This is a genomic window from Streptomyces sp. NBC_01498 (assembly GCF_036327775.1).
Lineage (GTDB): Bacteria > Actinomycetota > Actinomycetes > Streptomycetales > Streptomycetaceae > Streptomyces.
In genome coordinates this window covers 5,256,868-5,277,751 of record NZ_CP109598.1, presented here as the reverse complement: position 1 = coordinate 5,277,751, position 20,884 = coordinate 5,256,868, and the positions used below count along the sequence as shown (strand labels likewise).

Sequence of the window (20,884 nt, the reverse complement as noted above, 5' to 3'; positions counted from 1 at the left end):
AACGGGAACGGGGAAAGCAAGAGTGCTGGAGAGTCTGGGCGCGCTGACCGGCAGCCCATGGATCTACGCCGTGGTGGCACTCTCCGTACTGCTGGACGTGTTTGTGCCCGTCCTGCCCAGCGGTGTCCTGGTGATCACGACCGCCACGGCCGCGGCGGCGGGAAGCTCGGCGGTCGCCGACGCCGCCGACAAGGTGTCGCACGTGGCCCATGTGCCGCAGGAAGTGCCGTCGCTGCTCGTGCTGATCGTGTGCGCGGCCGTCGCCTCGGTGATCGGTGACTTCGTCGCGTACCGCCTCGCGTGGCGCGGCGGCGACCGGCTGGCCCGCGCGATCGCCCGCTCCCGCCGGCTGACCACCGCGCAGGAAAACCTCGGTGCGTCCCTCACCGGTGGCGGGCTCCTCGTGGTCATCGCGCGCTTCGTACCCGCGGGCCGCTCGGTGGTCTCGCTGGGCGCGGGCGCCGCGCACCGCAAGCTCAAGGAGTTCCTGCCCTGGTCGGCGCTGGCCGCCGTGGCCTGGACCGGGTACAGCGTCGGTCTCGGCTACTTCGGCGGCCAGTGGCTGGGCGCGAGCTGGTTCGGCGCGGCGGTGTCCGTGCTGGCGCTGTTCGCGGCGGGAACGGTGGCCGCGTACCTCGTCCGGCGCCCGGCACGCGGGCGCGCCGACACCCCGGCGGCCACCCCGGCGCCGGTCCTCTGACCCGGCCCGGTCCGCGCGGTCAGGTGCGGGCCGCGCCCCGCACTTCGAGGCTGTCGAGCAGCCGCGCCGTCGAGGCGGCGATCTCCTCCACGGCCCGGTCGAACGCCTCACGGTTGTGGGCGGCGGGCGCGCGGAAGCCGGAGACCTTGCGCACGTACTGAAGGGCGGCGGCCCGTATCTCCTCCTCGGTGGCCTCTTCGGGGATGACGGGCGGACGGAGGGTCTTGATGCTGCGGCACATACCTCCAGTGTGACCGATCACGGGCCGGGACCGGCATGTACCGGGCTGTATCGACGGCCGGAGGCCACGCCCGGCGACGGAGGGGCACGGGGCAGCGCGAAGGCCCCCGACCGCTGGGCGGTCGGGGGCCTTCGGAGTGGTGGGCGCGGACGGTTTCGAACCGCCGACATCTGCTTTGTAAGAGCAGCGCTCTACCCCTGAGCTACGCACCCGTGGACGAGGCAACAGGTTACATGGCGCACACGGCCCGGCCGCAAACGGCTTCTCGGGCCGGGACCCGGGCGGTCGGCGGCGGGGGGATACCCCCACCACCGAGACGGTGGCCGACCGGATCGTGCGGGGGTGCCGGGATTCGTACGGTGGGGGCACATCCGCAGGACCACCTTGGGGGAACGATCACCGTGGACACCCGCCTTTGCTCACCCGACCGTCGCCGCGGCCCTCGCAGCAGCCGTGTCCGGACGTTCGTCGCCGCCGGGGGTGCCGTGCTCGCCGTCGTCGCCGTCGGTGGGTGCGGGAGCACCGACGTCGACGGGGCGCCCGTCGAGAAGCGGTCGTTCGCCTTCGCCGGGAAGGCCCTGACCATCGCGTCGGGGAACTCCTCGATCGACCTGGTGCCCGCCGATGTGACGGAGATCGAGGTGACCCGGCAGGTCGACGGCTGGGTGTTCCTCGGCTCCGGCCCCGATCCCGTCTGGAAGCTGGACGGGAACACCCTGACGCTGAAGGTCACCTGCGCCGCGCTGGTGAACGACTGCGAGTCGCGGCACAGCGTCAAGGTGCCGCGCGGGACGGCCGTGACGGTGCGGAACGACAACGGCAGCCTGCGCGCCGACGGCTTCGACACCGCCCTCGCGCTGCGCTCCGACAACGGCTCCGTCGAGGTGCGCGACTCCAGCGGCAGGCTCGACCTCTCCAGCGACAACGGCAGGGTGACGACGGAGGGCGTCTCGTCCGTGTCGGTGCGGGCCAGGTCGGACAACGGTTCGGTCAGGCTGGGTCTGACCGCCGTACCGGACCGGGTGGACACGTCCAGTGACAACGGGTCCGTCACCGTCGACCTGCCGAAGTCCGACACCGTCTACCGGGTGGACGCCCGGAGCGGCAACGGGAGCGTCGACGTGTCCGTTCCCACCGGCGAGAACAGCGCCCATGTGGTGAAGGCCCACAGCGACAACGGGAAAGTCACCGTCCGAAGCGCGAACTAACCGGCCCGTGTGTTCGTCCCTACCAGGTGGGAGAATGAACCGGGCAGGGGCGTAATCGGCACGGGAGAGGGATGTGACGGCGACACACGCGCGACCGCACGCACGAGTCGGGGCGGGTGGCGTCCGTGATGTCCTCACTCTGGTCCTGCTGCCGCTGCCACTGCTCGCCGCCACCCTGTCCGGGACCTTCGCGGGCGGGGGCACGCGCCGCTGGTTCGGCGGGCGCGGCGAGAGCCAGCGGGCCGACGCGCAGGCCGCCAAGGACGCCGCCGCCGCCGCCTTCTACGAGCTGGACACCGCCCAGCGTGATCTGCGCATCTCGATAGAGACGATCACCGCCGTGGACAGCTCGCCGGGGGCGCGGCGGATCGCCGAGGAGTTCGCCGCGCTGGGCCGGCGCATCGACGAGGCCAGCGGCGGGTACATCAGCGCGGTCGACGCGCACGACCTCGACAGGGACGATCTGGAGGCCTCCGCCGCCTCCACCGCCCGTACGGAACTGACCAGGGCCAAGGACGAGCTGGTCCGGGTCAAGGGCGAGCTCGACCGTTTCGAGCGCGGTCTCGGGCCGCTGCTCGACAAGGCGGAGACCCAGCTCGCCCGGCTGGCGCCCGCCGTGGAGCGGGCCCGGCAGACCCTGCTCGCCGCGAGCAACGCGCTGGACGCCGTACGCGCCTCCGGGCTGCGGGCCGACGACCTCGCGGCGCGGCTCGCCACGCTCGGTCCGGAACTGACCAAGCTCAACCAGGGCGCGGGCCGGCACGGCGTCGCCGAGACCCTTCAGCGGGCCGACCGGGTGCTGCGGGACGCCGAGGCCGTACGGGCCGAGGCCGAGCGGCTGCCCGAGCGCGCGGCGGAGATCGACCGGCGGCTGGTGACCCTGCGTACCCGCGCCGAGGCGCTGACCACTCGCGCCGGGTCGGTCGAGCCGGTCCTGAGCGAGCTGAGGCGCCGTTTCAGCGCCGCCTGCTGGCAGGATCTCCAGCCCGTGCCCGAGCAGGCGGTGGCCGCCGTGCACCAGGCGGAGGCGAAGCTGAAGGAGGCGGCCACGGCGCGCGAGGAGCAGCGCTGGCCGGACGCGACGGCCCTGCTCAGCACGGTCCGGGCGCTGCTGAACTCCACCGACGAGGCCGTCTCGGCAGCCGGTGACCGGCTGCGCCGGCTCAACGCCGTGTCGAAGGACCCGCAGCAGGAGATCGACCGGACGCGGTTCGCCCTGCGGGACGCCCAGCGGCTGGCGATGGCGGGGCGCAACACTCCGGATCCCCGGCACGCGCGCCCGCTGGACGACGCCGTGGCGCGGCTGGACCGGGCCGTGGCCGGGCTGGAGGGCCGGCATCCCGACTGGTGGCACTTCCTGGTGGAGACGGAGGCGGTGCGTGCCACGGCCGCCCGTGTCGTCGGGAACATCCGCGACGAGCTGGGCGCCGGAGCCTGACACCGGAGCTCCCGGGCACGCCCGAGTTGTCCCGTTGTCGTACCGGGCCGATCCTTGACGTACGTGTCCACGCGGACATCGGATCCACGCAGGTCGGATCCGCGCAGACGTCGGATCCACGCCGATGTGCGCGTGTCCGTGCGGACGTACGCGCCGGCCCGGACGTACGCGTCCACAGCGGCGTACGCCGTCCGCGCGGATGTACGTGTCCGGGTACGAGGGACGTACGCGGATCAGCGGGACCCACCGCCGAAGGGGGCCTTCCATGTCCGGTCAGGGCACACGCCGCACCCGGCCCACGCCGCGCCGGGGACGGGGCGTCCGGCTCGACGAACATCTGCCCGTCGACCACAGTCTGAGCCGGGTGTACCGCGTCGGCGCCGGGCTGACCGGTCTGGTGCTGGTCGCCTTCGGCATCCTCGGGCTGATCGACCAGATCGGTGTCTTCGACACCGGGAAGCACAGCATCGCCGGGCTGAACTCCAACGGCGCGCTGAGCATCCTGTCCATCTGCGTCGGCGCCCTGCTCTTCGTCGGCATGCTGATCGGCGGGAATCTGGCGTCGACGCTGAACATGGTGCTCGGGCTGCTCTTCATCCTGAGCGGGTTCGTCAATCTCGCGTTGATCTCGGGCCCGTTCAACCCGCTGGCCTTCCGCATCCCGAACGTGCTGTTCAGTTTCGTGGTGGGCGTGATGCTGATGTTCTTCGGCATGTACGGGAGAGTCAGCGGCGGCCTGCCGCACGACAATCCGTACTGGCGGGCCCGCCATCCGAAGCTGGTGGAGGACGAGCGGCGCGGCCGGGAAGCGGCCGGGCGGCGCGCGGTCCACGCCCACCGTGCCGTGACCTCCCACAACCGGCAGGGCCCGCGCAGGAGCGCCGGATAATCTGGCTCCATGCCTCGTTACGAGTACCGCTGCCGTCCCTGCGACACCACCTTCGAACTCAGCCGTCCCATGGCCGAGTCGTCGGCGGCCGCCACGTGCCCCGCCGGCCACCAGGACACCGTGAAACTGCTCTCCACCGTCGCCGTGGGCGGCTCGGCCAAGGGCTCCCCCGCCCCGGCACCGGCCGGTGGCGGGGGCGGCTGCTGCGGCGGGGGCTGCTGCTCGTAGCCCGCGTCCGGCGGTGCGACGACCGCGTGTCCGGCGGTGCGACGACCGCCTCCGGTGACGCGGCCGACACTCCCACCAGGCATGCGTCCCCGGACTGCGGGCACCCTCAATAATCCGTGGGGTCCGTCCCAGGACACCGTCCGAGCAGGCACACACCGTGGGAGTCATGATCGCAGGCAGCGTCCAGCAGTGGGTCACCAGCTTGATGGACACGCTCGGAGCACCGGGCGCCGGCCTGGCCATCGCCCTGGAGAATCTGTTCCCTCCCCTGCCCAGCGAGGTGATCCTGCCGCTGGCGGGCTTCGCGGCGGGCGCCGGAAAGATGGGTCTGCTCGCCGCCGTTCTGTGGACGACCGCGGGCTCGGTCGTGGGCGCGCTCGCGCTGTACGGGCTGGGTGCCTGGCTCGGCCGCGAACGGACCATCGCCCTCGCGTCCAAGGTGCCGCTGGTGAAGGCCAGTGACATAGAGAAGAGCGAGGACTGGTTCGCCCGGCACGGCACGAAGGCCGTCTTCTTCGGGCGGATGGTCCCCGTCTTCCGCAGTCTGATCTCCGTGCCGGCGGGCGTCGAGCGAATGCCGCTGCCCGTCTTCCTCGGTCTGACCACGCTCGGCAGCGCCATCTGGAACACGGCTTTCATCATGGCCGGTTACCTGCTCGGCGAGAACTGGACCAAGGTCAGCGGCTATGTCTCCACGTACTCCAAGATCATCCTGGGTGTCGTGGCGCTCGCGCTCGTGGCCTTCGTGGTCAGGCGGGTGGTCAGGTCCCGCAAGGAGAACCGCAAGGAGAAACAGCGCGGTTGAGCCGCCGCAGGATCTCCTCCCCGGCGGCCACCCCCGTCTCGGCCAGGGTCTCCACGTGCGAGGCGCGCCAGCCGGAGTCGGCCAGCTCGCCGTGACCGGGCTGCCAGCCCCGGTCGGCGGCCAGCAGCAGATCGGCGTCGAGAAGTGAGTCCCCGGCCGCCAGGGTCAGTTCGGTGCCGGTCCGCCGGGCGACCTCCCGCATGGCGGCGCTCTTGGTGAGCGGCCGGGGTACGGCGTAGAGCTTCCGGCCCTGGAGGGAGACCGCCCAGCCGCGCTCGCCGGCCCATGCGGCGAGTTCCCCCACCCATCCCCCGGGCAGCAGCGCGCGGTCGACGACGAGATACGCGAACAGGTCCTCGGCGACGCGTTCCTTGAGCAGCCAGGCGGGGTCGGCCGAGGCGATCAGGTGTTCCCGGACCTCCCCGAGCGGGGCGCAGCCCTCGTCGAGACGGTTCCGCACCTCGGCCTGCCACGCGGGGTCGGACTCGCCGTCGACCAGCAGATGGCCGCCGTTGGCGCAGATCGCGAACCGGGGGGCGGGGACCGGCAGCCGGACACGGAGGTACTGCTCCCGGGTGCGGGTCGTGGCGGGGACGAACAGCGCGCTGCCGGCGAGGTCGCGCAGCAGCCCGGCGGCGGTCTCGGTCATGTACGACAGGGGCTTGTGCCCGTAGACCTCGACGCACAGGAGCCGGGGGGCCTCGGCGTCGGGCATGGTGAGGTGGAGGGCGGCGGCCGAGTAGATGAGGGTGCGGTCGAGGTCGCTGGCGACGAGCGTCCGGGCGGGCACGGGCACGGGCGCGTCGGACCGGGCGGGGACCTGCGCGTTGGTCCCCGGGGGGACGGGCGCGTCGCGGGGAGTCCCGTTGCCGGGAGGGTCGTGCGGGGCAGGCACGTTCTCGGAAAAGCCTTTCGGAGCAGGCGAGTTCACGCGCTGGTCACCGCCGTACCGTCGGCGCCCGTGGCGCCCCGGGTGTAGCGGGGGTGGATCAGCCCGACGCAGGTGTAGGGCAGGCCGTCGACCTCCTCGACCGGGACGCCGCGCTGCTCGGCGAGCAGCCGTACGTGGTCGAGGTCGGCGCCCGCGCCCCGCTGGGCGAGGATCTTCCAGGGGACGCGGCGCAGCAGGACGCGGGTGGTCTCGCCGACGCCGGGCTTGACGAGGTTGACGTCGTGGATGCCGTACTCCTCGCTGATCCGTTCGACGGCGGCCCAGCCCTCCCAGGTGGGTGCGCGGTCGGCGGCGAGGAGTTCCTTCACCTCGCTGTCCACCGCGTCCCTGACCTCGTCGAACCGGGCGGTGACGGTGTCCAGGAAGTAGCCGGACACATCGGCGCCGGCGAGTTCGCGGTAGTACTTGGCCCCGTGGAAGTCGTCAGGGCCGACGAGGTCGGCGCGCAGCACCGTGCGCGAGATGAGGCCGGAGACCGTCGAGTTGAGGCAGGCGGAGGGGATGAGGAAGTCCTCACGGGTGCCGTAGGTACGGACGCAGCCGCCGGGGTCGGCGAGGACGGCGATCTCGGGGTGGAAGTCGGGGAAGTCGCGCAGCGCGTCGGCCAGTTCGCGGGTGATGGCGCCCTTGCCGGTCCATCCGTCGACGAAGACGATGTCGGCCGGGCGGTGGTGGGCGGCGAGCCAGCGGACGGCGTTGGTGTCGATGCCCCGGCCGCGCACGATGGACAGGGCGTAGTGCGGCAGGTCCAGGCCGTGCCGGTGGCGGGCCCAGCGGCGCATGAGGACGCCGACGGGGGTGCCGGCGCGGGCGAGCGAGACCAGGACGGGCCGGGCCTCGGCGGCTTCCCGTGAGGCGGGGTCGGGGTACCGGTGCGGGTGCTCGGCCAGCACGGTCTCGGTGACGCTGCCGACGGCGCGGGCGATCCGGGCGGCGGAGGTGGCGAGCGCGGACCGGAAGAGGTCCTGGTAGGCGGCGCTGGGCTGGTACTCGACGGGCAGCGACTCCGCGTAGTGGGCGCCGCCGCTCTGTATCGCTTCCTCGCGCTCCTCCGTCGGGGCTTCGAGTTCGACGTCGGACAGGTCCTGGAGGAGCCAGCCGACGTCGTCCGCGGCGTACGAGGAGAAGGCGGGGCCGCGGAGGGGCGGGGGCAGCATGGCGGGTTCCTGCCGGTCGGGGGCGTGCGCGGAGAGGGAGCCGGGGGCGGGGACTGGAGCGGGGACGTACGAGGGGACGACGCCGAGCAGGACGCGGGGGACCCGGTCGGCGAGCTGGGCGAGCAGACCGCCGGGGGCCCGCAGCTCCGGGGAGTCCGCCGGGGAGTCCACGATCAGCACGACGGCGTCGAAGCCGCCACCGGCGACGTTGTACGCGTACCGGTCGCCGGCGCCGTCCCCGCCGCCTCCCTCGGCGCCCTCCACGGCCGGGAAGGCGGCGGTGTCGTGCGCCGGGAAGACGAGACGGCTGCGTATCGCGTAGCCGGGGTCGTCGACGGCGAGGACGGGCGAGCGGGTGGTGGTCGAGTAGCGCACCTCGGCGCCGGTGAGGGTCCGTTCCAGTTCCAGGGCGAGCCTCAGGGGCGCGTACATCAGCTCCTCGAAGCCGAGGACGAGGACGCGCCGGGCGTCGCCGAGGTGCTCGGCGAGTACGGCGGCCATGCCGGGGGCGGCGGCCTCCAGGCGGGCGCGGTGGGCCGGGGTGAAGCCGTGCCGCCCGCCGTCGGGCAGCCCGGCGGGCCAGCCGAGCGGCACCCGTACGACCCCGTCGCCGCCCGTGTCCCGGGCGTACGGGGGCGGGGGCGACGGGACGGCCCGCGCCTCGTACTCCGCGACCAGGGCCTGTCCCCGGGCCAGGACGTCCCCGGGGAGGCCGACCGTGCCCGAGGCCGTCGCCACCAGGTCGACGCGGGCGCCGATCTCCCGGGCGAACTCGGCGAGCCGCCCCCGGTCGGCGGGCGAGCGCATGTCGACCAGGGCGACGATCACGTACCACCGGCGCGGACGGCGGGCGTGCAGGGCGCGGATCGTGTTGAGGACCGTGTTCCCGGTGGAGAACTCGTCGTCCACCAGGACCAGCGGTCCGTCACCGGCCAGCAGCTCCGGGTCCTCGGGGAGCAGCAGATGCGACGTGGCGTGCGAGTGGGACTCCTCGAAGCCGCCCGCGGTGGGGACACCGGGCACCGGGCGGCGGGTGGAGTGCAGATACGGGGCTCCCGCCACACCGTCGGCCACCGAGTGGCCGAGGCCGGTCGCGGTCTCCGCGTAGCCGACTATCACCGCCTGTCCGACGGCGTCGCCCAGCAGGTCCCGTACGCGTGCGCCGAGGGTCACGCCCGCGCCGTGCACGACCGAGGGCCGCTGCGGGACGTGCTTGCCGAGCACGTTCGAGACGAGTAGATGGGCGCGTCTGGGGTTGCGGCGCAGCGCCATGCCCAGCAGCTCGCGCACCTCGTCGCCGCCGGTGAGCTCCACGCCCAGCCGTTCGGTGACCCATGACCCCGACCACACCACGTGTCCGTACTCCTCTGCCTCGATCGTCCCGTACCTGTCATTGTCGTACCGGTCGTCGTCGTGGGCGTTGTCGCCGTCGTTGTCGTTGTGGTTCTCGTGGGCGTACTGATCATTGTGGGACCGATCATTGTGAGACCGATCGTTGCGGGACGGATCGCCGTCGCGCCCGGTCGTGCTCACTCCACCGGTCGTGCTCACTCCACCAGCCCGGCCGCCAGCAGGTCCACGAAACCGACGTCCTCACGGGCGACACCGAACACCTCCGCGCGCCGCATCGTGCGCTCGGCCCAGGCGCGGTGGGGCTTCACCTCGTTCATCTTGTTCGTGTACGAGGAGCGCAGCACTCCTCCGCCGCCCCGTTCCGGCCGCAGGATGTCCTGGGCGTCGCTGAACTCCTCGTGACTGACCACGGACAGGGCGTGCACGGGCATGACGTGGGAGGGGTGGATACAGGTCTTGCCCACCAGACCGTTGGTCTGGTCGAGCTGGATCTCGCGCAGCAGCCCGTCGAGATCGTGTTCGATGAGGGCGTTGCGCAGCTCCTCGGCACGCCCTTCGAGGAACGGGCTGTGGCGCAGCTGGGGCTTGAACATCCGCTCGTGTAGCCGGAAGTACTCCCACACCGGGCCGGTGATCGTGAAGCCGGTGCCGTCGGAGCGGCCGAGCACGTTCACGACGTCGGCGATGACGGCCGAGACGATGCGGACGTCGTACGCGGTCATGTCGGGCGAGCGGCGGAGCCCGTACGCCGAACAGAAGTCGGTGACGCCGAGCCGGAGCGCCAGCACCCGCTCCCGGTACTTGTCGACGGTGCGGGCGATGCCGGAGAGCGTCTCGGCCCGCGACTCCAGGTGCAGCAGCTCGGGGGATTCGAGCACGGGCATCGCGAAGAGCCGCTGCCCGCTGTCGTGTTCGGCCGAAATCAGCGCTTCGAGGAACGGCACGCCGCGCTCCTCGGTGAACTTCGGCAGTACGAATCCGGACAGGAGGTGGGAGGCGGCGCCGAGCCGGCGGACGAGGTCCGGAATCTGCTCGGGCTCGCGGACCCTCACGAAGAGGAGCGGCAGCTCCACTCCGCGTAGATGAAGATCGGCCAACTGCCGGACGAGGTTCTCCTCGGCCCACTCGACCTCGGAGTCGTCGATGGAGTCCTCCAGGCACAGCACCATGGAGACGACGCCGCGCCCGACCAGTTTGACCACGTCGTCGGCCAGTCGTGTCCTGGTCGCCGGGCTGTAGAGGGTGGCCCCGAGTCCCGCCGAGAGCAGGCGGGCGGGCGAGTCCGAGGTGAACTCGCCGGGCTCCTGGTGGAACAACGCTTGCCGAGCAGCGGGCGAGATATGACCGAAATGACGCATTTTGATCCCCCGTACTGCCACGGTGGTCGCGTTGACATGTGGCCGGTAATAGTACGTATGGACGGGAGTCGGGAGTTCCAAACGCGCATGAATTTCAGGTAACTCGTCCACTTCTCGCCCCTGCCTCCGCCCCGCTCCCCCTCCCTCCACCATGCCCCCACGTTGTCCGCGCGGCCTGCGGGGAGGCAGGATGACGGGCATGACGCACGCGATGGTGAAGGGCTCGAACGTTCCCCTCGACGCCATGGCCGTGAGGGCCGTGCTGCGCTGGACACCGGGGACGGGGGTGCCCGACGTGGACGCGTCGGCCCTGCTGCTCGGTCCCGAGGGACGCGTGCGCTCCGACGAGGACTTCGTCTTCTACAACCAGCCCCGCCACCCGTCGGGCCTGGTCAGGCATCTGCCGAAGAAGCAGGTGCCCGAAGGGCTGACCGACGCCGTCGAGGCGGATCTGGCCGGGCTCGACCCGAGCGTCGACCAGGTGGTGCTCGCGGCGTCCTCGGACGGGGCGACCTTCCGGCATGTGACCGACCTGCGGGTCCTGCTGTACGACGCGGGCCGGGCCGACGGCGATCCGCTGGCCGTGTTCGACGTACGCCCGGAGACGGGTGAGGAGACCGCGATCATCTGCGGTGAGCTGTACCGGCGCGGGACCGGCTGGAAGTTCCGCGCCGTGGGCCAGGGGTATCCGACCGGCCTGATCGGGCTGGCGACCGCCTTCGGCATCTCGGTCGACGAGACCGAGGGCGCCGGCGGGGCGGCGCCGGGCGCGGACGCCGAGGCGGCGACCGCCATGCTTCCGGGCCAGTCCGGCCCGGGTGACCGGACCGCTCCGGTCCACGGCGCGCCCGGGTCATCGCCCGTGCCGCCCATCCACCAGCCGAGTTTCCCGTCTCCGCAGGGCCCGCCCGGCTACGGCTACCCGCAGCCCGCGTCCGCCCCGCCGGCCTACGGCTACCCGCAGCCGGCGTCGGCGAATTCCGGCTACGGCTACCCGCAGGCACCCGCGCCGGGGCCCTCGGCGCCGCCGGTGCCGCAGACGGCCCCCGGCTACGGCTATCCACAGCCCGCCGCCGCGGCGGCTCCCGCTCCGGACCCGAATTTCCGGCTGCCCCCGATGGGCCCCCAGTTCCTCCGCCCGTAGGGACCGTCCGTATCGGCACCCTCCGCCGCCCGGTCACCGGGGGGCGGAGGTCAGCCCGTGATCAGGTCAGGTCTGGTCAGGTCTTCGTCTTGTAGCCCCGGCCCCACTGCAACCCCCACCCGTACAGCCGGTCCAGCTCCGCCTGGAAGCCGTACACGAACTTCACCTCGCGCCGCACCACCAGCTCGCCCTTGACCGTCTGGAGCGAGAACACCGCGCAGGACCGCGCCTGCGGAGCCCGTTCGTCCAACTCGATCTCGATCCGGGGACCGTTGCTCGGATACAGGGTGACGTGGGCGTGTGTGCGGTCGAAGGCCGGAGTGCGGTCGTAGATGTAGACGAAGACGAGCAGCCGTTTGATCTCGTCACGCTGGTCGAGGTTGATGAATATCGTCTCGCCCGACGGGGCGCCGAAGCGGTCGTCGCCGCTGAGCTTGATGTAGGGCGCCTCGTTGAGGCTGCCGAAGAAGCCGCCGAGCGGCTGCACCACACCCTTGGTGCCGTCGGCCAGTTCGTACATGCACCCGATGTCGAGGTCGACGTTGACCACACCCTGGGTGTGCGCCTGCACCACGTCGGGCTTGAAGAGTTTGAAGGGATGGCGCAGCAGTCCGCTCTGCCGGGACCGTCCCTCGATGTCGGACGTCCGCATCCGCCACGACAGATTCACCCGCAGATTCCCGGTGGCCGCGCCCTGCTTGGTGAGCGACACCGTCGGGCGGCGCTTGGTCAGCTCGATCGAGTTCGAGGAGCTGCCCGAGTCGAACTCCACCGCCTTGCCACGCCACAGATTGTCCCAGAAGGCCATGCCTGCCCCCACCCCCATCTTTCCCCGGTCGTCGGACGCGACGGACGCCCCGCGCGGCGCCCCGCGAACATGAACAGCGGGGCGGCCGGAAGGCTTCCGCCTCAGACCGCCCCGCTCAAGAGCGTTCCCGCTGTCCCCCGCTGGTCACACCCCGAGGGCGGACTCAGACGTGGACTGTTGTCCTGTCCTCCGAATCTTCGCCACCTTCAGCCTCAACTCGCTTGTTGCGGACCACTGATGACCAGAAGGAGGCGGCGATCAGCACCACACCGATGAGGCCGGTGATGATCTCGCTGATCTCGTGCTCGATGGTGATGAGCAGGATGAGGGAGAGCGCGCCGATCGCGTAGTGCGCGCCGTGCTCCAGATAGACGTAGTCGTCGAGCGTGCCCTGACGGACGAGGTAGACGGTGAGCGACCGGACATACATCGCGCCGATACCGAGGCCGAGCGCCATCCAGAAGATGTGGTTCGTGATGGCGAAGGCGCCGATGACTCCGTCGAACGAGAAGGACGCGTCCAGGACTTCGAGGTAGAGGAAGAGGAAGAACGCGGCCTTGCCGGCGAGGCCGACGGCCGACACCTGCTTGCCTTCCGCCTTGGCCTTCTCCTCTTCCTCGTGTTCACGTTCCTCTTCCTCTTCGAGTTTGTTCTCGAAGAAGCTGGAGAGGCCGTTGACCACGAGATAGGTGATCAGACCGGCGACACCGGATAGAAGTACGGTCGCCGATTTGTCCTGGTACCCGGTGCTGGTGTGCGCGTGGGTGGCGAACGTCATCGCCGTGACGAGCAGAATGATCAGCGCGACGCAGACCGACAGCATGTCGACCTTGCCCAGCTTCGACAGCGGGCGCTCCAGCCAGCCGAGCCACTTGAACTCACGCTCGTCGAAGATGAAGTCCAGGAAGATCATCAAAAGGAACATGCCACCGAAGGCGGCGATCGCCGGGTGCGCGTCGGTGACCAGCGCCTCGTACTGCTCCGGCTTGTCCAGGGCCAGTTGGACGGCCTCGATGGGGCCGACCTTGGCGCTGATCGCCACGATGGCGACCGGGAACACCAGTCGCATTCCGAACACGGCGATCAGGATGCCGACGGTGAGGAAGATCTTCTGCCAGAAGGCATTCATCTTCTTCAGGATCCCCGCATTGACAACGGCGTTGTCGAACGACAGAGAGATCTCAAGGATGGACAGGATCAGTACGATCCCGAACGCCTCCCACCCCCACTGCCAGGCCGCGAAGGCAAGGCCGAGCGCCGTAATGGCGAACGACCAGCCGAAGGTTTTCAGGATCACTGCCTACCCCATCTTGTGATGAACGGGTTTTCCCCCGCGCAGAGTACTGCTTTACGAAACGTTGACCCCGAAGTCTAGAGCGATGCCCCGCAGGCCCGACGCGTACCCCTGTCCCACGGCCCGGAACTTCCACTCGCCCCCGTAGCGGTACAGCTCGCCGAAGATCATCGCGGTCTCCGTGGAGGCGTCCTCCGTCAGGTCGTACCGGGCGAGCTCCTGGCCGTCGGCCTGGTTGACGACCCGGATGAACGCGTTGCTGACCTGGCCGAAGGTCTGCCCCCGGGTGTCGGCGTCATGGATCGACACCGGGAAGATGATCTTGTCGACATGGGCGGGCACGGCCGTGAGGTTGACCAGCAGCGACTCGTCGTCGCCGTCGCCCTCACCGGTGAGGTTGTCGCCCGTGTGTTCGACGGAGCCGTCGGGGCTGGTGAGGTTGTTGTAGAAGATGAACCAGTCGTCGCCGAGCACCCGCCCCGACTGGCAGAGCAGCGCGCTGGCGTCGAGGTCGAAGTCGGCTCCGGTGGTGGAGCGCGCGTCCCAGCCGAGACCGATCAACACCTGGGTGAGATTCGGTGCGGCCTTGGAGAGGGAGACATTGCCCCCCTTGGCGAGTGTGACGCCCATGATGGTGAGTCCTCCCCGAGGTGACGAGATACCGGATGCGGCGCGCCTGACGCCGTACCCGTCGTGCGTGTGCACATGCGTGTACGTGGTGCTCGTACGGGCCGCGCGCACTCGCCGCTCGTACCTGGTCGTGTGCGGGCCGGGACCCGCACGGTGAGGCGCGTCCGGCGCCGCACGGGAACGCGCGGCGCCGGACGGGGGCGGAACCGCGGCTCAGACGTTGACTCCGAAGTCCTGCGCGATACCACGCAGGCCAGAGGCATACCCCTGTCCGATGGCGCGGAACTTCCATTCGGCGCCATTTCGGTAAAGCTCGCCGAACACCATCGCCGTCTCGGTCGAGGCGTCCTCCGTCAGGTCGTACCGCGCCAGCTCGTTGTTGTCCGCCTGGTCGACGACGCGGATGAACGCGTTGCGCACCTGACCGAAGGACTGCTGGCGGGCCTCCGCCTCGTAGATGGAGACCGGGAACACGATCTTGCTGACGTCCGCCGGGACACCGGCGAGATTGACCTTGATCGCCTCGTCGTCGCCCTCGCCCTCACCGGTGGTGTTGTCACCGGTGTGCTCGACGGAGCCGTCGGGGCTCCGCAGGTTGTTGAAGAAGACGAAGTTCCCGTCGCCGGCGACCTTGCCCTCGGCGTTCGTCAGCAGGGCGCTGGCGTCGAGGTCGAAGTCGGTGCCGGTGGTCGTACGGACGTCCCAGCCCAGACCCACGGTGACCGCGGTCAGGTTGGGCGCGGCCTTGGTCAGCGACACGTTGCCGCCCTTGCTGAGGCTGACTCCCACGAGTCCTCCCTTGATGAGTCTCACAGGGGCGCGGACGGGCCCCGGCCCCGGCCGCTCCGGCAGCCGTCGCCGCGCGTCGCGCGCCCCCTGGTGCGGTTGGCATTCGGATCAACGACTGGATCCTAGTGACCGGTTCCCACCCCTTGTGCGGTTTACGGCGGACAATTCCGTTCCCACAAGGCTTTTCGCCGACGACGGTCACATCACGTGGCGAGTTGTCGTCACAGAGCGGCGAGGGCCTTGACGTAGTCGTCGAGATCGCGCGCGTCCGGCAGGCCGTTGACGACCGACCAGCGCACCACGCCCTCCTTGTCGATGATGAACGTGCCGCGCAGCGCGCAGCCCTTGTCCTCGTCGAAGATCCCGTACGCCCGCGAGATCCGCCCGTGCGGCCAGAAGTCCGACAGCAGCGGGTACTCCAGCCCTTCCTGCTCGGCGAAGACCCGCAGGGTGTGGATGGAGTCGGTGGAGACGGCGAGCAGCTGGGTGTCGTCGTTGACGAAGGTGGGCAGTTCGTCACGGAGCGCGCACAGCTCACCGGTGCAGACGCCGGTGAAGGCGAAGGGGTAGAAGAGCAGGACCACGTTCCTGGCGCCGTCGTCACCGCCCCGACCGCCCTGACCTTCGCGATCGTCACCGTCGTGGCCGTCGCCGTCCGGGCCGCGCCGGAAGTCGGAGAGCCTTACGGTCCGCCCGTGGTTGTCCTTCAGGGTGAAGTCCGGCGCCACGGTGCCGACCGCGATCCCGCCGCTGCCCGTCCCCGCCGCCGCCGCCCCTGTGCCCGTCACTGCCCCGGTCATCCGCCGTCCTCCCCGTCGTTCCCTCGCACCCCGGCTCCGTGGGACCGGGCTCCGGCTCCTCGCCGCTCTCCCGGCCGCGCCGGACCGTGCGCGACGGGCCCCGCGGCCGATTCCGCCAGCCTACGCAAGGGCCCCCGGCGGCGGGTGCCGACGGGGGCCGTCAGTGCGTACGAGGATCACGGGGCAGGTCGTCCGGGCCCCCGCTCCGGCTGTCGCGCTCGGATGCGGTGCCTGCTCGGCGCCCGCTCTCCCGTGCCTGGTCTCAGCGCTTGGACTTCGCCGCCTTGGGCGTGACCAGCCGACTGCCCGTCCAGTCCTTGCCGGCGTTGATGCTCTTGGTCTGAGCCAGGCCGGCGGTCTGGGCGGCCTCGTTGATGTCGCTGGGCTCGACGTAGTTGGCACGGCCGGTCTTGGGCGTCAGCAGCCAGACCGCGCCGCCCTCCTCGATCAGACCGATGGCGTCCACCAGCGCGTCCGTCAGGTCACCGTCGTCGTCGCGGAACCACAGCACGACGGCGTCGGCCACGTCCTCGTAGTCCTCGTCGACGAGCTCCTGGCCGATGACGGCCTCGATGGACTCACGGAGCTCCTGCTCGACGTCGTCGTCGTAGCCGATCTCCTGGACCACCTGTCCGGGTTCGAACCCAAGCCTCGCGGCAACGTTGGTCCGTTCCTCCGCGTGGTCCGCGGTCGCGCTCACGGATTGCCTCCTGATCATGTTTGGAAAATGCTTCAGCCACGCGCGTACGCGGGGTGCTGGCCGTAGTCCACACGGGCCGGGCGGATCGCGCAAGTACCCGACGGCCGAGACCGCCGAAACGGGTACGTTCCGGGCCGCTTCGTCGCATCTCCTGACACCCCTGTAACACCGGCCGTAATCCCCCGGCGGACTTTCCGCCCTCTTTGTCATCCTACGCGGCATCGATACGCCATTCGCGTCCGAACGGCCGAACGAAACCCATGGGCGCCTTGGGCGTAAGATTGCGGTTTCGCCCGGCCCGGAACCCGGGCGGGCGCCATGATCGGGCGGAATCCGCCGCCGGGTGCGGGTTACCCCTCGGTAGAGGTGACGTTTCCGTCGTCGCGGTACACGATGGAGGCGCCGTACGGCCCGCTCCCCGCTCCTCTCCCCCGGCTGCGGCAGAGGCAGGCACCCGCACGCATCAGCGCAGTACCCAGCAGGACCCCCAGGTGCCCCGCGGGGGACGACGTAAACGGTCTCAGGACCGGCGCCGGCCCGGTCGCGAGGCGCGACACGACCCGAACAGCGAAGGAAAAGTGTGGCTTCCGGATCCGATCGCAACCCGATCATCATTGGCGGCCTTCCCAGCCAGGTCCCGGACTTCGATCCCGAGGAGACCCAGGAGTGGCTCGACTCGCTCGACGCCGCCGTCGACGAACGGGGGCGTGAGCGCGCCCGCTATCTGATGCTCCGCCTGATCGAGCGGGCGCGCGAGAAGCGCGTGGCCGTGCCCGAGATGCGCAGCACCGACTACGTCAACACGATCGCCACCAAGGACGAGCCGTTCTTCCCCGGCAACGAGGAGATCGAGCGGAAGATCCTCAACGCGACGCGCTGGAACGCCGCCGTGATGGTCTCCCGCGCGCAGCGCCCCGGCATCGGCGTCGGCGGTCACATCGCCACCTTCGCGTCCTCCGCGTCCCTGTACGACGTGGGCTTCAACCACTTCTTCCGGGGCAAGGACGGGGGTGACGGCGGCGACCAGATCTTCTTCCAGGGCCACGCCTCCCCCGGCATCTACGCCCGCGCCTTCCTGCTGGACCGGCTCAGCGAGGCGCGGCTCGACGCCTTCCGCCAGGAGAAGTCGAAGGCCCCGGACGGGCTGTCCAGCTATCCGCATCCGCGGCTGATGCCGGACTTCTGGGAGTTCCCGACCGTCTCGATGGGCCTCGGCCCGCTCGGCGCGATCTACCAGGCCCGGATGAACCGCTACATGGAGGCGCGCGGCATCGCCGACACCTCGCGGTCGCACGTGTGGGCGTATCTGGGCGACGGCGAGATGGACGAGCCCGAGTCGCTCGGCCAGCTGTCGATCGCGGCCCGCGAGGGGCTGGACAACCTGACGTTCGTCGTCAACTGCAACCTTCAGCGGCTCGACGGCCCGGTGCGCGGCAACGGCAAGATCATCCAGGAGCTGGAGTCGCAGTTCCGGGGCGCCGGCTGGAACGTCATCAAGCTCGTCTGGGACCGCTCCTGGGACCCGCTGCTGGCGCAGGACCGCGACGGTGTGCTGGTGAACCGGCTGAACACCACGCCGGACGGCCAGTTCCAGACGTACGCCACGGAGACCGGCGCGTACATCCGCGACCACTTCTTCGGGGACGACCAGCGGCTGCGCGCCATGGTCGAGAACATGACCGACGAGCAGATCCTGCATCTGGGGCGCGGCGGGCACGACCACAAGAAGGTGTACGCGGCGTACGCGGCGGCGAAGGCGCACAAGGGCCAGCCGACGGTGATCCTCGCGCAGACCGTGAAGGGCTGGACGCTGGGTCCGAACTTCGAGGGCCGCAACGCGACGCACCAGATGAAGAAGCTGACGGTCTCGGACCTGAAGGGCTTCCGGGACCGGCTGCACCTGCCGATCTCGGACAAGGAGCTGGAGGACGGCCAGCCGCCGTACTACCACCCGGGCCGGGACTCGGAAGAGATCCAGTACATGCACGACCGCCGGCGGAGCCTGGACGGGTACGTACCGACCCGGGTGGTGCGCGCCAAGGCGCTCGAACTGCCCGGCGACAAGGCGTACGCGGCTGCGAAGAAGGGGTCCGGCCAGCAGTCGATCGCCACGACCATGGCGTTTGTGCGGGTGCTGAAGGACCTCATGCGGGACAAGGAGATCGGCAAGCGTTTCGTGCTGATCGCGCCCGACGAGTACCGCACTTTCGGCATGGACGCGTTCTTCCCGAGCGCGAAGATCTACAACCCGCTCGGTCAGCAGTACGAGTCGGTCGACCGGGAACTGCTGCTCGCCTACAAGGAGTCGCCGACCGGGCAGATGCTGCACGACGGCATTTCGGAGGCGGGCTGCACGGCGTCGCTGATCGCCGCGGGTTCGGCGTACGCGACGCACGGCGAGCCGATGATCCCGGTGTACGTCTTCTACTCGATGTTCGGTTTCCAGCGGACCGGCGACCAGTTCTGGCAGATGGCCGACCAGCTGGCGCGCGGTTTCGTCCTGGGCGCGACCGCCGGCCGTACGACGCTGACCGGTGAGGGGCTTCAGCACGCGGACGGGCACTCGCAGCTGCTCGCCTCGACCAACCCGGGCTGTGTCAGCTACGACCCGGCGTTCGGCTTCGAGATCGCGCACATCATGGAGGACGGGCTGCGCCGGATGTACGGGCAGCCGCATCCGGGCGAGGACCCGAACGTCTTCTACTACCTCACGGTCTACAACGAGCCGATCCAGCACCCGGCCGAGCCCGAGAACGTGGACGTCGAGGGCATCCTCAAGGGCGTCCACCACTTCAGGAAGGGCGAGAGCGGGTCGATCCCGGCGCAGATCCTGGCGTCCGGGGTGGCCGTGCCGTGGGCCGTGGAGGCCCAGCGGATCCTCGCCGAGCAGTGGGACGTACGGGCCGACGTCTGGTCGGCGACGTCCTGGAACGAGCTGCGCCGGGACGCCGTCGAGGTGGAGCGGTACAACCTGCTCCACCCGGAGGAGGAGCAGCGGGTCCCGTACGTGACGCGCAAACTCTCCGGCGCCGAGGGCCCGTTCGTCGCGGTGTCGGACTGGATGCGCGCGGTGCCGGACCAGATCGCGCGCTGGGTGCCGGGGACGTACCAGTCACTGGGCGCGGACGGTTTCGGCTTCGCGGACACCCGGGGCGCGGCCCGCAGGTTCTTCCACATCGACGCGGAGTCGATCGCGCTCGCGGTCCTCACGGAGCTGGCGCGGGAGGGCAAGGTGGACCGCTCCCTGCTGAAGCAGGCGGTGGACCGCTACCAGCTGCTGGACGTGGCGGCGGCGGAGCCGGGCGTGGCGGGCGGCGACGCGTAGGGCGTCTCCGACCGAGGGTGTGGGTGGCCGGTTCCGTGGACACGGGGCCGGCCACCGCCCGTACGCGGCCAGGTGCCGCCCGTCGGCGCGGGAATGGGCCGGCTGTCGGGTGCCGCCCTGCCCGGTCGGGCGTGGGAGAGCGACGGTACGACAGCCGGCCGCACACCGGTCCGGCCGGACGCTGTCAGGTCCTGTCCGACGGGTCGGACAGGACCCGGGGTCCGTCTCCGTACCCGGTCCCGAAGTGGCCGGTCAGACCAGCCACATGAGCGCCAGGACGGTGTCGACGATGCCGAGCGCGAAGGCGATCACCGCGGGTACGTACGCGGTGCTCCAGCGCCGGCCCATGCCCAGCCAGCCCAGCACGATGGCCAGCGGGCCGAGCACGATCGACAGGACGAACAGGCCCAGGACGGCGAAGACCAGGCCGACTATTCCGATGGTCACGCGGTCCGTCCCGTTCCGTGACCCCATCCGGCCGCGTGAACGAGGGTGCTTGCGTGTCCGGGTGTTTCCGAAGCCCGTCATCATCACTCCCTGTGTCGGTGGATGTGGGCTGTCTGAAACTGCGGGTACCCCCGCTCAGCGTTCCCAGACCTTGAAGGCCCGTACGCGGTAGGGCGACTGCGGGACCCAGGTGCCCTTGCCGGGGTACGTCTCGAACTCGCCGGTCTCCTCGCACTCGTGCGACTGGTAGGTGGTGACGGGCCGTCCGGTGCGGTTGGCCAGGGACTGGGCGTCGGTGCCGGGCGGCAGCGGGACACAGCTCTGGATCTCCGTGCGGAACAGCTCGTGGATCTGCCGGGCGCCCTTGAAGTCCGGCTTTCCCCAGAGGCAGAGTTCGCCGGGTCCGCACGCGCCGCGCGGTACGGCGACTGCGGAGGCGGCCGGGGTGGCGGCGGGCAGCAGGGCCGTCGCTGCGGCCAGGGTCGCCGCGGTGAGCAGTGTGGCGTGCCTGGCGCCGCGCGTGAGGGCGCCTGTGCCCCCGCGCGTGGCGGCGCGTGCGGGCAGGACGGCAGGCGTGGTCGTACGCATGATGGTGAACCCCCGTGTGGTGCCGATCAG

Annotated in this window: 20 protein-coding genes and 1 tRNA gene; 8 read left to right on the top strand and 13 right to left on the bottom strand. The window is 70.6% G+C overall.

From position 1 onward, the window contains the following. The first annotated feature begins 22 nt into the window (after positions 1 to 22). On the top strand, positions 23 to 700 hold the full coding sequence (locus tag OG875_RS22585) for a DedA family protein (protein WP_330176040.1): 678 nt from the start codon (positions 23 to 25) through the stop codon (positions 698 to 700). 19 nt (positions 701 to 719) lie between these two features. On the opposite strand, the gene OG875_RS22580 is transcribed toward OG875_RS22585, so the two are convergent. Both OG875_RS22580 and OG875_RS22575 read right to left on the bottom strand, forming a co-directional pair. Beyond that, positions 720 to 941, bottom strand: a complete 222-nt coding sequence (locus OG875_RS22580; protein ID WP_330176039.1) for a DUF2277 domain-containing protein — start codon at positions 939 to 941, stop codon at positions 720 to 722. Between the two features lie 137 nt (positions 942 to 1,078). Then, positions 1,079 to 1,153, bottom strand: a tRNA-Val gene (locus tag OG875_RS22575). A 189-nt stretch (positions 1,154 to 1,342) separates the two neighbouring features. Here OG875_RS22575 and OG875_RS22570 point away from each other — a divergent pair. The 5 genes from OG875_RS22570 to OG875_RS22550 all read left to right on the top strand — a co-directional run bounded on the left by OG875_RS22570 (position 1,343) and on the right by OG875_RS22550 (position 5,509). After that, a complete protein-coding gene (locus OG875_RS22570; protein ID WP_443079173.1) occupies positions 1,343 to 2,149 on the top strand; it encodes a DUF4097 family beta strand repeat-containing protein in 807 nt (268 codons plus the stop codon). A gap of 73 nt (positions 2,150 to 2,222) precedes the next feature. Then, positions 2,223 to 3,587 (top strand): hypothetical protein, encoded by a 1,365-nt coding sequence (locus OG875_RS22565; RefSeq protein ID WP_330176038.1) that lies wholly within the window; start codon positions 2,223 to 2,225, stop codon positions 3,585 to 3,587. Between the two features lie 265 nt (positions 3,588 to 3,852). After that, positions 3,853 to 4,476, top strand: coding sequence for a DUF4383 domain-containing protein (locus OG875_RS22560; RefSeq protein WP_330176037.1), 624 nt, complete (start codon positions 3,853 to 3,855; stop codon positions 4,474 to 4,476). Positions 4,477 to 4,485: 9 nt separating this feature from the next. After that, positions 4,486 to 4,704 carry an FmdB family zinc ribbon protein gene (locus tag OG875_RS22555; RefSeq protein WP_330176036.1) on the top strand — a complete coding sequence of 73 codons (219 nt, stop codon included), beginning with the start codon at positions 4,486 to 4,488 and terminating at the stop codon, positions 4,702 to 4,704. A gap of 166 nt (positions 4,705 to 4,870) precedes the next feature. After that, positions 4,871 to 5,509 carry a DedA family protein gene (locus OG875_RS22550; protein ID WP_330176035.1) on the top strand — a complete coding sequence of 213 codons (639 nt, stop codon included), beginning with the start codon at positions 4,871 to 4,873 and terminating at the stop codon, positions 5,507 to 5,509. Here the strand turns inward: OG875_RS22550 and OG875_RS22545 are convergent. From OG875_RS22545 to OG875_RS22535, 3 genes are all read right to left on the bottom strand, one after another. Next, on the bottom strand, positions 5,466 to 6,305 hold the full coding sequence (locus OG875_RS22545; RefSeq protein ID WP_330177859.1) for an HAD family hydrolase: 840 nt from the start codon (positions 6,303 to 6,305) through the stop codon (positions 5,466 to 5,468). The two genes, OG875_RS22550 and OG875_RS22545, sit on opposite strands and share 44 nt — an antisense overlap. A 131-nt stretch (positions 6,306 to 6,436) precedes the next feature. Continuing rightward, positions 6,437 to 8,995, bottom strand: a complete 2,559-nt coding sequence (locus OG875_RS22540) for a phosphoribosyltransferase (protein WP_443079281.1) — start codon at positions 8,993 to 8,995, stop codon at positions 6,437 to 6,439. 170 nt (positions 8,996 to 9,165) lie between these two features. Continuing rightward, positions 9,166 to 10,329: an HpcH/HpaI aldolase/citrate lyase family protein gene (locus OG875_RS22535; RefSeq protein ID WP_330176034.1), complete on the bottom strand. Its 1,164-nt coding sequence runs from the start codon at positions 10,327 to 10,329 to the stop codon at positions 9,166 to 9,168. A 190-nt stretch (positions 10,330 to 10,519) separates the two neighbouring features. On the opposite strand from OG875_RS22535, the gene OG875_RS22530 reads away from it, so the two are divergent. Then, complete coding sequence (locus tag OG875_RS22530; RefSeq protein WP_330176033.1) at positions 10,520 to 11,473, top strand: TerD family protein; 954 nt, start codon at positions 10,520 to 10,522, stop codon at positions 11,471 to 11,473. Positions 11,474 to 11,549: 76 nt separating this feature from the next. Here the strand turns inward: OG875_RS22530 and OG875_RS22525 are convergent, their stop codons facing one another. The 6 genes from OG875_RS22525 to OG875_RS22500 form a co-directional block, all read right to left on the bottom strand. Further along, on the bottom strand, positions 11,550 to 12,281 hold the full coding sequence (locus OG875_RS22525) for a TerD family protein (RefSeq protein ID WP_330176032.1): 732 nt from the start codon (positions 12,279 to 12,281) through the stop codon (positions 11,550 to 11,552). A 163-nt stretch (positions 12,282 to 12,444) separates the two neighbouring features. Continuing rightward, entirely contained in the window at positions 12,445 to 13,578 is a 1,134-nt protein-coding gene (locus OG875_RS22520) for a DUF475 domain-containing protein (protein ID WP_330176031.1), read from the bottom strand. Positions 13,579 to 13,629: 51 nt separating this feature from the next. Beyond that, complete coding sequence (locus OG875_RS22515; protein ID WP_330176030.1) at positions 13,630 to 14,205, bottom strand: TerD family protein; 576 nt, start codon at positions 14,203 to 14,205, stop codon at positions 13,630 to 13,632. 213 nt (positions 14,206 to 14,418) lie between these two features. Then, positions 14,419 to 14,994: a TerD family protein gene (locus tag OG875_RS22510; protein ID WP_330176029.1), complete on the bottom strand. Its 576-nt coding sequence runs from the start codon at positions 14,992 to 14,994 to the stop codon at positions 14,419 to 14,421. A 221-nt stretch (positions 14,995 to 15,215) separates the two neighbouring features. Continuing rightward, complete coding sequence (locus tag OG875_RS22505; protein WP_330176028.1) at positions 15,216 to 15,794, bottom strand: peroxiredoxin; 579 nt, start codon at positions 15,792 to 15,794, stop codon at positions 15,216 to 15,218. A gap of 262 nt (positions 15,795 to 16,056) precedes the next feature. Further along, positions 16,057 to 16,494: a DUF3052 domain-containing protein gene (locus OG875_RS22500; protein WP_330176027.1), complete on the bottom strand. Its 438-nt coding sequence runs from the start codon at positions 16,492 to 16,494 to the stop codon at positions 16,057 to 16,059. A gap of 580 nt (positions 16,495 to 17,074) precedes the next feature. On the opposite strand from OG875_RS22500, the gene aceE reads away from it, so the two are divergent. Continuing rightward, on the top strand, positions 17,075 to 19,819 hold the full coding sequence (gene aceE / locus OG875_RS22495) for a pyruvate dehydrogenase (acetyl-transferring), homodimeric type (protein ID WP_330176026.1): 2,745 nt from the start codon (positions 17,075 to 17,077) through the stop codon (positions 19,817 to 19,819). 252 nt (positions 19,820 to 20,071) lie between these two features. Here aceE and OG875_RS22490 read toward each other — a convergent pair whose 3' ends face one another. Continuing rightward, positions 20,072 to 20,266, bottom strand: a complete 195-nt coding sequence (locus OG875_RS22490; RefSeq protein WP_330176025.1) for a hypothetical protein — start codon at positions 20,264 to 20,266, stop codon at positions 20,072 to 20,074. A gap of 135 nt (positions 20,267 to 20,401) precedes the next feature. After that, positions 20,402 to 20,854, bottom strand: coding sequence for a peptidase inhibitor family I36 protein (locus OG875_RS22485; RefSeq protein WP_330176024.1), 453 nt, complete (start codon positions 20,852 to 20,854; stop codon positions 20,402 to 20,404). Positions 20,855 to 20,884: the final 30 nt, after the last annotated feature.

Coding starts and splice junctions, on each gene's coding strand:
- OG875_RS22515 (WP_330176030.1), bottom strand. CDS start 14,205: ATGGGCGTCACACTCGCCAAGGGGGGCAATGTCTCCCTCTCCAAGGCC.
- OG875_RS22525 (WP_330176032.1), bottom strand. CDS start 12,281: ATGGCCTTCTGGGACAATCTGTGGCGTGGCAAGGCGGTGGAGTTCGAC.
- OG875_RS22485 (WP_330176024.1), bottom strand. CDS start 20,854: ATGCGTACGACCACGCCTGCCGTCCTGCCCGCACGCGCCGCCACGCGC.
- OG875_RS22560 (WP_330176037.1), top strand. CDS start 3,853: ATGTCCGGTCAGGGCACACGCCGCACCCGGCCCACGCCGCGCCGGGGA.
- OG875_RS22530 (WP_330176033.1), top strand. CDS start 10,520: ATGACGGGCATGACGCACGCGATGGTGAAGGGCTCGAACGTTCCCCTC.
- OG875_RS22555 (WP_330176036.1), top strand. CDS start 4,486: ATGCCTCGTTACGAGTACCGCTGCCGTCCCTGCGACACCACCTTCGAA.
- OG875_RS22535 (WP_330176034.1), bottom strand. CDS start 10,329: ATGCGTCATTTCGGTCATATCTCGCCCGCTGCTCGGCAAGCGTTGTTC.
- OG875_RS22580 (WP_330176039.1), bottom strand. CDS start 941: ATGTGCCGCAGCATCAAGACCCTCCGTCCGCCCGTCATCCCCGAAGAG.
- OG875_RS22505 (WP_330176028.1), bottom strand. CDS start 15,794: ATGACCGGGGCAGTGACGGGCACAGGGGCGGCGGCGGCGGGGACGGGC.
- OG875_RS22550 (WP_330176035.1), top strand. CDS start 4,871: ATGATCGCAGGCAGCGTCCAGCAGTGGGTCACCAGCTTGATGGACACG.